Annotated in this window: 8 protein-coding genes; all 8 read right to left on the reverse strand. The window is 55.3% G+C overall.

The features are described from left to right. Positions 1-3 precede the first annotated feature (3 nt). A complete protein-coding gene (locus tag ACFSR7_RS27195) occupies positions 4-825 on the reverse strand; it encodes a carbohydrate ABC transporter permease (RefSeq protein WP_378167084.1) in 822 nt (273 codons plus the stop codon). A 23-nt stretch (positions 826-848) separates the two neighbouring features. Then, positions 849-1727, reverse strand: coding sequence for a carbohydrate ABC transporter permease (locus ACFSR7_RS27200; protein ID WP_378167086.1), 879 nt, complete (start codon positions 1725-1727; stop codon positions 849-851). 125 nt (positions 1728-1852) lie between these two features. Beyond that, positions 1853-3274, reverse strand: coding sequence for an ABC transporter substrate-binding protein (locus tag ACFSR7_RS27205; protein ID WP_378167088.1), 1422 nt, complete (start codon positions 3272-3274; stop codon positions 1853-1855). A 71-nt stretch (positions 3275-3345) separates the two neighbouring features. Then, positions 3346-4929 carry an extracellular solute-binding protein gene (locus tag ACFSR7_RS27210; RefSeq protein ID WP_378167090.1) on the reverse strand — a complete coding sequence of 528 codons (1584 nt, stop codon included), beginning with the start codon at positions 4927-4929 and terminating at the stop codon, positions 3346-3348. Positions 4930-4966: 37 nt separating this feature from the next. Continuing rightward, positions 4967-6805 (reverse strand): sensor histidine kinase, encoded by a 1839-nt coding sequence (locus tag ACFSR7_RS27215; protein ID WP_378167092.1) that lies wholly within the window; start codon positions 6803-6805, stop codon positions 4967-4969. After that, the gene (locus ACFSR7_RS27220; RefSeq protein ID WP_378167094.1) at positions 6789-8240 is read right to left on the reverse strand and encodes a response regulator transcription factor; all 1452 of its coding nucleotides are present in this window, start codon (positions 8238-8240) and stop codon (positions 6789-6791) included. Before ACFSR7_RS27220 ends, ACFSR7_RS27215 begins: the two co-directional genes overlap by 17 nt. A gap of 167 nt (positions 8241-8407) precedes the next feature. Then, entirely contained in the window at positions 8408-11080 is a 2673-nt protein-coding gene (locus ACFSR7_RS27225) for a GH116 family glycosyl-hydrolase (RefSeq protein WP_378167096.1), read from the reverse strand. Between the two features lie 14 nt (positions 11081-11094). Next, the gene (locus ACFSR7_RS27230; protein WP_378167098.1) at positions 11095-12201 is read right to left on the reverse strand and encodes a glycoside hydrolase family 172 protein; all 1107 of its coding nucleotides are present in this window, start codon (positions 12199-12201) and stop codon (positions 11095-11097) included. Positions 12202-12212: the final 11 nt, after the last annotated feature.

The following is a 12212-nucleotide window of genomic DNA, read 5'->3' on the forward strand; positions in this document are numbered from 1 at the left end:
TTTTTATTTGAGGCCGGAAATCTTCAATCCTTCGATAATGTATTTCTGGAAAACGAGAAACAAAATAATGATCGGCAGCGCCGCAATCGTGCTTCCGGTCAGCCACATGCCGATCTCCGAGCCGTATTGATTGCGGAAATAAGCGAGCAGCTGCATGATCTGGAACAGCTTCGGATCGGAAATGGTCATGATCGGCCACACGAACGAGTTCCACATGCCCAGAAACGAACCGACGCCGACGATGACGAACGGCGGGTGGGACAGCGGCCAAAATATTTTCGTATACACCTGAAAATAAGAAGCCCCGTCAATGATCGCCGCTTCTTCGTAAGAGCTCGGAACGTTTAAATAAAATTGCCGAATGAAAAAAACGCCGTAAACCCCGACGATAAAGGGAAGCATGAGGACGAGCACCGAGTCGACCAGATGCAGCTTGCTGACAATAATGTACGAAGGAATCAGGATGGAGATCGCCGGGACGAACAGCGGAATCATGACGTAGGCCCAAAGCGACTTTTTGAAAGGGAACGTCATCCGCGCGAAAGCGAACGCCGCCAGCGAGTTGAAGAACAGCGACAGTACCGTAGTCACGCCAGCTACGAGAAAGGTTGTGGCCAACGAACGCAGAAATGCTTCATCTCCCAAAAGGGCAACATAGTTTGCCGGATCCCACACCTTCGGAAAAAAGCGGAAGGGAACCGCCAATATTTGCGAATCGCTCTTAAATCCGGCGATAATCGCCCACAGCAGCGGAAACAGCGCCACGAAGGCGATCAATAGGCCGAACAGCCGCAGTACGATTCCGTCGATAGACCGACTAGTCATCAGGGTAAACCTCCTTCAAGCCGCTACTCCTGGGCTTTCTGCGAATTGATCAACTTGAATATAAACGCGGATACGGTACCGAGAATGACGAACATGACCAGCGAAGCGGCAATGGAAAAATCGAGATCGGAATCGATCAGATATCGCCTGTAAATGAGCAGCATCGGCGTGGTCGTCTTGTCCATCGGTCCCCCGTTCGTCAAGATAAGCGGCAGATCGAAAAACTGCAGCGTGCCGATGACGCCGGTCACGATAATGAATACGAAGAGATTGCGCATGAGCGGAACGGTAATGAAGATCGTTTGTCTCCATGGGCTTGCGCCTTCCAACGACGCCGCTTCGTAATAGATTCTCGGAATATCGTTGAGTCCGGCGAGAATGAGCAGGGAGTTATAGCCGAGCGAGATCCAGATGGCCGGCAGCACGACGGCGAAATCGACGAACTTCGGATCGATCAGCCAGGCGATCTTCTCGATGCCGAACCAGCCGGCAATCGAGTTGAGCAAGCCTCCCTCGTAATAGTACATAAAAGAAAATAGCAGGCCGGTGACGATCCCCGACATGACGTAGGGGATGTAGATGCTTGTCTTGACGAATGAAGCCGTTTTCCCCTGCAGTCTGCGGAGGAGGAGACCGAAAATAAACGCGAGCACCACTTGCGACGGCAGCAGGATCGCCACGAACTTCAGGGAAACGAGCATGGCGTCCCAAAACTTGTTGTCCGACAGCACGCGGGCGTAGTTTTTCAGGCCGACAAAAGTGGACTCCGTGTAGAAGCTCCAGTTGAAGAAGCTGACAACGGCGGAATAAATGAGCGGCAGGATCACGAAAGTCGTGATCGTAATCAGCGCCGGCAGCAGAAAAACATAGGCCTGCAGCGCTTCTTTTTGTTTGGCCTTCATGGTCGGTTCACCTCGTTAAAGCGCATAAAAGACATGGAACGGAACAACGGGCCGGGTAGCCGTGCGCGAGCGGGCTCCGGCCGTTGCTTCCGGATGGATGGCGAAGTCAGACGCGAACGATCGGGTTAAGCGTTCGGCCGTTTCGCCTGGACATCGTTCTTTTTAATGAAGTCATTGATTTCTTTATCCGCCTGGGCCAGCGATTTGTCGATGTCCATGCCTTCGATGATGACGCGATCGATGGCGCTGCCCATCGCAAGGCGAATATCGAACGGGTAAGACGGCTCCGGCAGCGCGTAAGGAATGATTTTTTCCATGATCGCCTGGAAGAACGGATCTGCGCTCGCCTCCGGATCGCTCTTGACGGCGTCGTTCAGCTTGTTCGTGATCGGGAACCGGCAGTAGCCCGCCGCTTTGAAGAAGTCGAGCATCGGCTCGTTATTGTCATAGAGCAGCCAGGAGATGAATTCGGCCGCCGCTTCCGGATGCTTCGCCTTGCCGTCGATGCCGAGGAACCAGCCGCCCATCGACGTCGTCGTGACGCCGGTCGCGCCGTCCGGCGTCGGCATCGACGATACGCCGATGTTTTTCATATCGACCTGGTCCTTGTACGCGCCGCGAAGCTGGCCAAGCCCCCACGAGCCCGAGAGCTGCATCGCCACTTTGCCTTCGCTGAGCGGCTTCAGATCGGACCAGCCGGACAACGGCTGCTTCGGTACGATCTTTTCGTCGTAGAGCTGCTTCCAGAATTGCAAAATCTGCTTGTGCTTGTCGTCGTTAACGGTCGCTTTCGACCAGTCTTCAGAGATGGCGCCCGTACCGAGCATATACTCGAGCTCCCACGAGACGATGCCCGCTTCGGCGGCCGGACCCGCCATCTGGAAGCCGTATTGTCCTTCTTTGGTCAGCTTCTTGCCGTATTCGATCAACTCATCCCAGCTTGCGGGCGGTTTCTCCGGATCAAGCCCGGCTTCGGCGAATTTATCTTTGCGGTAGTAGAACACGCCTGCTGGCTCGACGAACAGCGGGTAGGCATAATGCTTGCCCTTATACGTGACGGCTTGCTGGGCGATCGGGAACAGGTTGTCGAACGCATCTTGGCTGAGATAGTCGTCGAGCGGCAGCATCAGGCTGTTCGTCGCGTACTTGGCGATGACGTCCGTCCACGAGCTCTGTACGATTTCAGGCGCCGTTCCGGCCGCTTGCGCCGCTTTCAGCTTTTGCTGGTACGGCTCGCCGTTCGGCACGATTTCCAATTTAATGATCGTACTGTCGCTTTGCGCGTTGAATTCGGCAACCCACTTTTTCCACCATTCGTCCATATAGGGCTCGAATTGCAGCGCCCAGAACGACACCTCGACTTTTTCCTTGGGTTTGTCGGAGGCCGCGGAAGCCGTGTTCGCAGCCTGCTCCGAGGCCGGCGCGCTCGCGGACGGGCTCGGGGAATTGTTCTCGTTATGGTTGCCGGAACAGCCGGCGAGCAGCGTGAAGAGCACCGGCAGCCCTGCAACTGCGGCTAGCGTTTTGCGCTTGTAATTCGATATCATATTTTCAGTCATCCTCCTGAAAATTCAAATTGATGTTGCGGACTCCCCGCTCCGTGATAGCTTCATCGACGCTAAGGCATCGCCGCCGCACGTTCGTTCGCGACGCGAATCGCTTCGCTACCGCCCCGCTCGGTCAACACCTGCGCGACCATTTGCTTGAAGGCGGCATCGATGTCGGGATATTTGCCCAGCACCGCATTGTTAAAAAACAATTGGGTCAGATCCGTGTAATTAAATCGGTCGAGCGCGGGCTCGTACAGATAGTTGATTCTCGCGCCTTTATCTTGCTGAATATACTTCTGATAGATGGCGATATGTTTCTTCTCCAGATCGACGAGCGCTCTGGCCAGCGACGGATTGCCCCAGCCCCCGTCGACGTCCCACGAGACGAGCAGCTTCAAGTTGGTCGTCGGTTTTTCGACGTTCAGCGAATTCGGCGTTCCGGAAACGCTTTCAGCTTTGCGAAGATCGACGTATTGGCCGTCTTCCTTACGATAGTCCCGGTCCTCGATGCCCCAACGCATCAGCTCAAGTCCCTTGTCAGACAGCAGGTAATCGTACAAGCGCAGCGCGCGATCCATCTTTTCGTCGCTCATATGCGCCCCGAACAGCGTCGCGGAATAGTGGTTGAACTGGTTGGTCATCACCAGATCGCCGTAAGGTCCCTTCGTAATCGGCAATAAATCCACGATATCGTAAGGATCGGGCACCGTTTTCGCCAATTTGTCGAATAACGTGACCTGCATGCTCGTCGCCTCCAGCTGTGCTCCGACGGCGCCGATCTGTCCTGCCGCAAATTTGTCGCTGACCTGTTCCGGCACTTCGGTGGCGAAGTCGGAATCGATCAGACCGTCGTCATAAAGCGTTTTGACGAACTTCGTATAAGCTAAATACTTGTCTGAAATGTACGAAGGAACATAGCGCCCGTTTTCCTGAATCCAGCCGTTCGTCAGTCCGTACAGACTTTGCAGAAAAAGTAAGCCGACACTGCCGGGACTGAACGGAATCGTATCGGACTTGCCGTTCTCGTCCGGATCGCCGTCGCGCATCGCTGTCAGCAAATGGACGAATTCGTCGAGCGACGCCGGCATATCCGCAAAGCCGAGCTGCCGCATGTAATCCGTACGTACGAGAATGCCGACGGACAGATGCTGGTTTTCCGGCTGCCAGGCCAGCCTTGGAATCGAATAATGCCTGCCGCCGATTTTCATGTAATCGTATTGCTTCATGACCCTTTCAATGTTCGGATATCTCCCGAGATCGTCCGGCAGCGGCTTCAGAATGCCGCTCTCCGCCCATTTGATATACACCGACTTCGTTGAGGGATCATCGAGGGCCGGATAATAGAACATGTCGGGAACGTCTCCCGAAGCAACCATGACGTTAAGCTTGTTGGCTGCATCGGACCAGTTTAAGCTGACGAAATCGAAAGCGATGCCGAACATCTTCTCGAGCCGTTCCGCAATGTCGTCTTTCCCCCACTTCGAGCTTTCCATCCAGGCAATACGAAGCGTTTGTGCAGGTGCGGTTCCGCCGATGCCGTTGTTGTTCGCCGACCTGTCCAAGCCGGAATCGGATTTGCAGCCGGCGCCGCACAAGAACCATGAAATCGTTATCAATAAAACCAGGAAAAACCTTATCGCACGGCCCTTCATGCTGAACCTCCTTCTTGTGCTACGACATTATCGTATCCTAACCGGCTTGCCATTCGGATGGACTGTGTTCGGCTTCGACATGTCTTATTTTCGGTATTTCGATTTTTACGGTCGTTCCAAGGCCGGGCTCACTTTCCATCGTCAGGCCGTAAGCCGGTCCATAGATAAGCGCAATTCGTTTGGCGATATTCTCAAGCCCGATGCTGCGATTGCCGCCATGCATCGAAAAGGAAGATCCTGCCTCTCTCAGCATTTGATTGAGGGAAGCGAGCCGTTCCGGCGGCATGCCAATGCCGTTGTCCGAGACAATGATGACGATTCGTTCGTCCTGCACAGATGCCGTCAGCGTAACCGTTCCCTTGTCGTAGCTGTTTTCCAGACCGTGATAGAAGGCGTTCTCGACGATCGGCTGCAGCAGCATCTTGAACGTCCCGCACCCAAGGAGCGATTCCTCGATTTTCATTTCGAAAGCGAAGCGCTCTTGGAACCGAATGTTCATAATCTTAAAATACGCATTCAAAATATCGAGTTCTTCGCGCAAAGCGACGAAATCGTCCGCTTTGATGCTGTAACGGAAAATATGCGCCATGGCCGAGGAAATTTGCGCAATTTCATCCACGGCCCGGTATTTTGCAATGCTGCGGATGCATTCAAGCGTGTTGTACAGAAAATGGGGATTGATCTGGCTGTGGAGCGCGTTGACTTCGGACTGCTTCTTCTCGAGCTCCGTGGCATACAATCGCTCCTGCGTCTGCAGCAGCGACTCGTTCGCGGATTCGATTTTTCGCAGCATGCCGTTAATATGGAGGGAGATGATGCCCACTTCGTTTTTCCCGCGTACCTGGAGCCTGTAGCCGCCCTCTCTGCGGCTCGCCTGGACGATGTCGGCCAACAGATGAGAGATTTGCCGGTAAATGACGCGAATGAGGAAAAACCCGGCAACGAGGAAAAAAAGCAGCTCCAAAATGCTGATGACGAGCCCGCTTTGCTTTAACCCGGCCGTGTCTGTCGTAATGTCCTTAACCGGAATGGACAGAAAGATCGACCAGCTGTCGTTCTTCATCTGAGTGAATTTAAGCAGTTGCTTGTCCGTTTTGCCCGATTGTTCGCCCTTTGAACGAATTTGCGCCAGCTCGGCGCTGAAGTTGGAGGTGAGCGACCGACCCAGAACATGCTCCCGGTTGGTCGATAGAATCGTATCGTTGAGGCTGAAAGCCAGTACGGAGCGTGCCGATAACGGTATTGAATCGACGAGCGCTTGCAGGCTGTCCGCACTGCAGATGAAAACGCCGATCGCGATCGGCTCGAACGAGAAATCGCCCGGCATCGTTTTGAAAATGGGCTGCACGTAGGCATAATAATAAAAATCGCCTTCCGGATCGCGATAAGGGCCCGTAAACAGCGGTTTTTTGAGCGCATTTTCCTTGTCCAGCAGCTTCTGCATGTCGATGGCCTTAAAGATGTCGCCGGTCACGGCCGTAAACTCGTCCCCTGCGTTGGTTCCGATGTAATGATCCCGGCTTTCGAAAACGCGAATGCCTTTAATATAATCGGTCGAGTGAATGACATTGGAGATGTAATCGACGACAAGCGGGAAATACTCCGCCTTCTTCGACTTGTCCGGCGAATTCAAATATTCCTGCAGCAATCGGCTGTAGGCGATTTCGTTCGATTTATTTTGGATTTCCTTTTGCGTCGTCTCGACCCGACCCTGCACCTGCTCGATGATGGACGAGAAGTAATCATCCGCTTTGTTCCGCGTGATCAGGTCGAAGTTGACGTAATAATACGCCTGAAGAATGACATTGGTCATAACGGCCGTGAAAGCGAGCAAAATAAACAAATAAATCAGTTTGACGTTATAGAGCTTTTTCATGCGGGAATTCGCCCTTCCGATATTGGGCGGGACTAACGCCATAATTTTTCTTGAACAGCTTGCTGAAATAAAAGTAATCCTTGAAGCCGACCTTTTCCGAGATTTCGGCCATGCTGACATCGGATAGCTTCATATACTCACGGGCTTTGTCCAACCTCAGCTCGTTCATGTATTTCGTAAACGTTTGACCGGTTTTCTTGCGGAACAGCTCGCACAAGTATGTCGGGCTGATATGGAATTCCCGGGACAAGTCTCCCAGGTAAAGGTCATCGCTGTAATGGGCATGAATATGGCTGAGCAGCTTGCCGAAATCCTCGTCGGAAGCGCTCTGCTTCGGTTGGCCGATCGTATAGACGCCGCAGGTCTGATACAGATACTCCGCATAATCGGACGCGTTCTTGTGCCTGGCAGCCAATCCGTTGTAGGTGAGCGGCTCCAGCGCAGCTTCCGCGAATCGTTCTCCATACTTGTAACGGTAGAGCACCGCCAGACTGTTATGGAAATATTCGACCGCCTCGATTCCGAAGCCGGGCTGCTTGAACAGCGCAGGGAGCGAACGGCACAGATCGCCGAGCTCATCCGCATGCCTGGCGGAAGCGGCCGTGAAGAAACGATCGACCAGCTGCTTCACGGCCGCTGTGTCCGCGCGGGTATAACGGCGCAGCGGGGTATCGGAATCGAGGAAGCCTGAGGCGTGCGCCTTATTAGCCTGTTCCAGCAGCTTGCTCCAGTTGGCCGAGCGATTCGCCGCCTCGCTGAAGCCCGAGCCGGGAGAGCCGCCAGACCGTTCGGTCTCGCGCAGCAGGCGGTCGATCGCCTCGTCAACGGCCTGAGCGGCCGCAGGCGCGAAGTTCAGCAGAACCATATATTGTTCATAGCCTGCTTTCAAGATTAAGCTTGAAACCTCCTCGATCGTCAATGCCGACGCGATCTCGTTCGGAGCGACGCCAGAAAGCAGGCACGCCTGGCTGCTTGCGTAGCGGTTGCCCGGTCCGACGCCGGTTCGGTCGAAGAGTTCCTCGAAATCGAACAAATCGGCGCCGCGCTCGGAGACCGACCTCTCCGACAGATGGACGACCAGCTTCCGTGCGAGCTTGCGCAATTCCTCTTCATTGATGGGTTTGAGCAAATAATCGTACGCACCGTATTTGAGCGCGCTTTTCGCGTATTCGAATTCAGCGTAGCCGCTGACGATAATAAAATCCGAAGAGATGCCTTTCTCGCGGCACATTCGCAATAAATCCAGGCCCGAATAGACCGGCATGCGAATATCCGAAAATACGACGTCCGGCTTCAGCCGCTCGATCGCCTCCAGCGCAGCGACCGAGTTCGTCGTCTCGCAAACGACGGACAAGCCCGCCCGCTCCCATTCCAGACTGCTTTTCAGTCCCATAAGCGCCCACTGTTCGTCGTCCACCAGCAAGACCGTGAACATAGCTGCATCCCCCCCTTTGCTGAAACTTCCCTTTGCTGCCGGAGAGCCTTTTTGAATGCGCATACATTTTTATTAAAACATAGTTGTACGGTATCGAAAAGACCGTGATTGCAGCCATTGAGGCCACATCCCGGTCCTTCTCTGAGTTAAAATCTTCGCTTTGCCGCTTATCCGATGCGGAGGATCACCTGCTGCCCCGCCTTCAGCGTGAGCGGCTCCTCGAAGGAAACCTCGCCGTCGGCATCCGCACGGCAGGCAACCGCACGCATGGCGACCTGCGTTCCGTTAAGCGACGAGCCGTCCCCGATCCAAGCTTGAACGCGGCTTGTTTGCGTCAGCTTGGGGCTGCGGAACGTATTCAGCGTCAGCTCGCCATATCGCAGGTCGAGGCCGATCTCGCGCTCTGCGACCGTAACTTGCCCCCAGCCTTTGCCGACCGACCAGAAGCAGCGGAAAACCGGAACGCCGGTGCGGTCAACCGCTTCGGGCATGGCGGGCGGATGAAAACCGATAACGCCCGCCCGCATGTCATAGGTGAACCCGCTTAACGCTAGCAGCAGTCCGTAAGAAGCCATCGAGCGAACGTAGTTGCTGCCGCATTCGAATTCATTCCACGGATTGCGGCGTTCTCCGTCGTATCTGGCGCGAATCGCGTCCACGATGTCGAGCCCTTCCCGCACAAGCCCTTCATGAATCATGTGACAGGCCGCCTGATATTCGAACCCGTTCATGCACTCCCCGGCATACGGAATCGGGATTAACGGGCTGTTGTTGCGCGGATAGGTGCAAATCATGACGCCTTTCTCGTCGTTCAGCGCATAGATGCGGCAAGCGTTCGCATAATCCCGCATCGGGCCGACAAAGTTGTGGCGATAGATGGCCGACAGAGCCGACCTGACTTTCTCCCGCTCGAAAATATAGCCCAGCCCCGTCGTATGCGCGAACCATTGCCCGATCACCTGGTCGATATGACAGCCTTCCGCCACCTGATACTTGACTTGTCCAAGCTCGGGATCGACCGGATACTTCGTGTCGGTCAAATCGATCGACTGATAGAAGTAGTCGCCGTTGAACAGATGCCGATCCACCCATTCGCTGCCGCGCCGGAACAATTCCCGGTACGCATTCCCGTCCGGATCGCCGACCGCATCGGCCATTTGCGCGGCGGCCAGCAATGCCGCATGGTAATAGCCGTTCAGCCACGAGCTGGGTCCGTAAAGTTCCATATCCAGCGTGTGATGCTGCGTTCCTTCAAGCACGCCGTCCCGATCCGCATCCCACTTGTCGGCGTTTTCTTCGGACCAGGCATACTCGAGCGAACGCTTGACCCTCGGCCACTGCCGGCGCAGCCATTCGTCGTCGCCTGCAATTTTCCATTCGCGGTAAAACCGGACGATACTGCCGAGCTGCCCGTCGGCTGCGGCATGAAAATCGAGCTTGTCGCGCCCATCGGGCGGCAGCATCATGCGGAAAGCCATCCGCCCGCTATCGAAAAAGCAGTACTTGTATTCCGCCTCGCGCATCGTACGGGCGAGATGAGGGAACAGGAACGGCGTCACCTGTTCGTAGTTCCAAACATGCGTGCAGGAGCCTTCGCAGGAGCCTTCCTTCACGTGATTGCCTTCAAAGCCGTACAGCGTGCCGTCCGTCAGCCGGGCTACCGTCGGCGACTTGATGACGGACAGATTGGCGGAAACGGCATCGAGCACCGCTTCCGGCAGCGTCGAGGAAAAGAGGACGTCGCGGAAGGCAAAGGTCTGCGCTTCCAGCTCGCCGAGTCTGCTCCACACATGGGCGGCCGTATCGACGGAGTCGGAGAAACGCGTTGCGTAGTGGTTTTTCCATACGGGAGGCTTTTCGGCTCCCGGATTCCAGTAGTTGGCATAGTTCGGATAATGCCACGTCAGCACAAAGCGAAATGTCCGGCTCTCGCCCGGAGGAATCGACTGTCTTCCCGCCAACGTCGCCGTATCCTTATGATTGTGAATGACGTGATCCTGTTTCTTCCGTTCGTCATCATAGTCGCGCGGCTTGAACGGTCCGGGCTGATTGAATTCTTTCCAGAATACAGTGACGTTATCGAACCAGATGCCCCGAAACCAATATTTTTGATGACTTGTATCGGCCGCATCCGTGCTGATCGTCAAGCTGCCGTATTCCGTCTCCTCCTCGCCGATCGTCGCCGTGCCCAAGCGGATGCCTCGAAAGCCTTCCCGCTCCTCATAGCTGTTGACGGCTCCGCCTGCTGCCGGATTGGCCATGCACCCGGCCACCGTCACGTCCAGCGTCTCGTCGGTCACGTTCGTAATTTCGAAAGCAAGTATGGCTGCGGGAAGCGACGAATCGTCGTCGGCATGCGGAATGAACGGGCTGTACGCCGTCAGCTTCGCCCGTAAAGGTGAGGTCCCGCATTCTGCTGCGCGTCCGCTCCATTGCGCCTCGTCCCCGGCTGTGCAGTCTTCTGCCTCGTCGTCGGTAAAGGTTACTTCCGCGACCGGATACTGCCCCTTGAAGGAGGCCGTCCGGAAATGAGGGAAGCCGGACATCGACTCCCGCTGCACGCCATGCCCGTAACCGGCGTAAGGGGTATCGCCCGTGCCGTGGTACGGCGGCGCCAAATCGCCGTGAAGCACCTTGGCGAAAATGACTTCTTCCTCCTTTTCCGCCTTGACTGCGAAAAAGGAAAATCCGTTGATGCCGCCTTTGTTGGGGCGGTTGAAAATTTCCCAGTCGACGAGCCGGCCGTTGCCCGCCAGCCCGATGCTGCCCGTGCCGATGCCGCCGAGCGGGAACGAAATTTCGTTCGTATTTTTTCCCGTATACGTAAATTGTCGTCGCATTTGCCGTCAGCTCCTTAAATGACTTCGATCTCGTCCCGGGTCGGGAACGGCGGGAAAGGCGCGCAAGGAATCGTCTGGTACCAGTAGGCGACCGATGCCATGTCGTCCTGCCGCGGCAAATACCTCGTCTCGCCCCGCCAGCCAAGATCCTGAAGCGTCACTTTAAGATCGCTTTCGAATCGGATCGGATCCATCACATGCCAGCGGTACATGGAAAACCGCTGTTGGGATACGTAAAGTCCGTCTGAGGGGAGAATCTGATGCAGCCCCATATACGGAGTCGTGTAGGACGTATATTTTCCTTCTACATCCCAATCGTAGGCGCCGCCGAAATAATCCTCCGTCCCGGTTCCGCAAATCGTCGGAAACTCGCCGTCCCCGTCCATAAAAAACTTGATTTCTCCTTCGCCCCACCAATTACCCGCGCCGTTCAGGCCGACGAAAAGCGCCGTCCCGACATAGTGCCCTTCCCCTTTAATGCCGTCGACAATCGTATAATCCTGCTTGTAAGGGACGGGATTCGTCCGCCGGAACTGCGCGTGGAAATAAGCCGCGTTGTCCGGCACCTCGGTCAGCGCATAGTTGATCTGGAAGTATAGACCATTGTCTTTCGGCCCGATATTTTCGATCGTCATCTTGCAATGCTCGCGAAACGGCATTTCCCAAAAGCAGTTCAGACCGCGGTTCGGATTGACCGCGACCGGAACGGAGCTGATCTGGGCGTGCGGCCCGGTAAACGGTCCGCGCGCATTCGACTCCCAACCTAAAGCAAAAAAATCGCTCAGCGGACTTTCCACCGAAGGCGCTTCCAAACCGTCCCAGTAAATACGCAAAATAAAGTCGCGGCCGACATAACCCCCGAACCACATGCTCTGAATCGCTCCGGGACCGTCCACATCCGCAATGACTGCAGTCGTTCCTGCCGGAATGGCGATGCTCGGCGATATTTTCCAACCGCGCCCCAGTTCTCTCGCGCAATGCGAGCCTGTCCCTTGCTCGGCCATGCCGCCTTTTCCCTTATCGCCAGTCGGGTTTTCGGGACTGATCGAACGCGTTTTCGCTTTGGACAGAAGCGATAAATGGCCCAAATTCATGCCTAACCCATTGAATGGTACAGTCATCGGATAACCCC

It is taken from the genome of Cohnella sp. GCM10020058 (assembly GCF_042683485.1).
Taxonomy (GTDB): Bacteria; Bacillota; Bacilli; order Paenibacillales; family Paenibacillaceae; genus Cohnella.

Bases quoted from the DNA above. Each gene is read 5' to 3' on its own strand.
- ACFSR7_RS27195 (WP_378167084.1), bottom strand. From the start codon at position 825: ATGACTAGTCGGTCTATCGACGGAATCGTACTGCGGCTGTTCGGCCTA.
- ACFSR7_RS27200 (WP_378167086.1), bottom strand. From the start codon at position 1,727: ATGAAGGCCAAACAAAAAGAAGCGCTGCAGGCCTATGTTTTTCTGCTG.
- ACFSR7_RS27205 (WP_378167088.1), bottom strand. From the start codon at position 3,274: ATGATATCGAATTACAAGCGCAAAACGCTAGCCGCAGTTGCAGGGCTG.
- ACFSR7_RS27210 (WP_378167090.1), bottom strand. From the start codon at position 4,929: ATGAAGGGCCGTGCGATAAGGTTTTTCCTGGTTTTATTGATAACGATT.
- ACFSR7_RS27215 (WP_378167092.1), bottom strand. From the start codon at position 6,805: ATGAAAAAGCTCTATAACGTCAAACTGATTTATTTGTTTATTTTGCTC.
- ACFSR7_RS27220 (WP_378167094.1), bottom strand. From the start codon at position 8,240: ATGTTCACGGTCTTGCTGGTGGACGACGAACAGTGGGCGCTTATGGGA.
- ACFSR7_RS27225 (WP_378167096.1), bottom strand. From the start codon at position 11,080: ATGCGACGACAATTTACGTATACGGGAAAAAATACGAACGAAATTTCG.
- ACFSR7_RS27230 (WP_378167098.1), bottom strand. From the start codon at position 12,201: ATGACTGTACCATTCAATGGGTTAGGCATGAATTTGGGCCATTTATCG.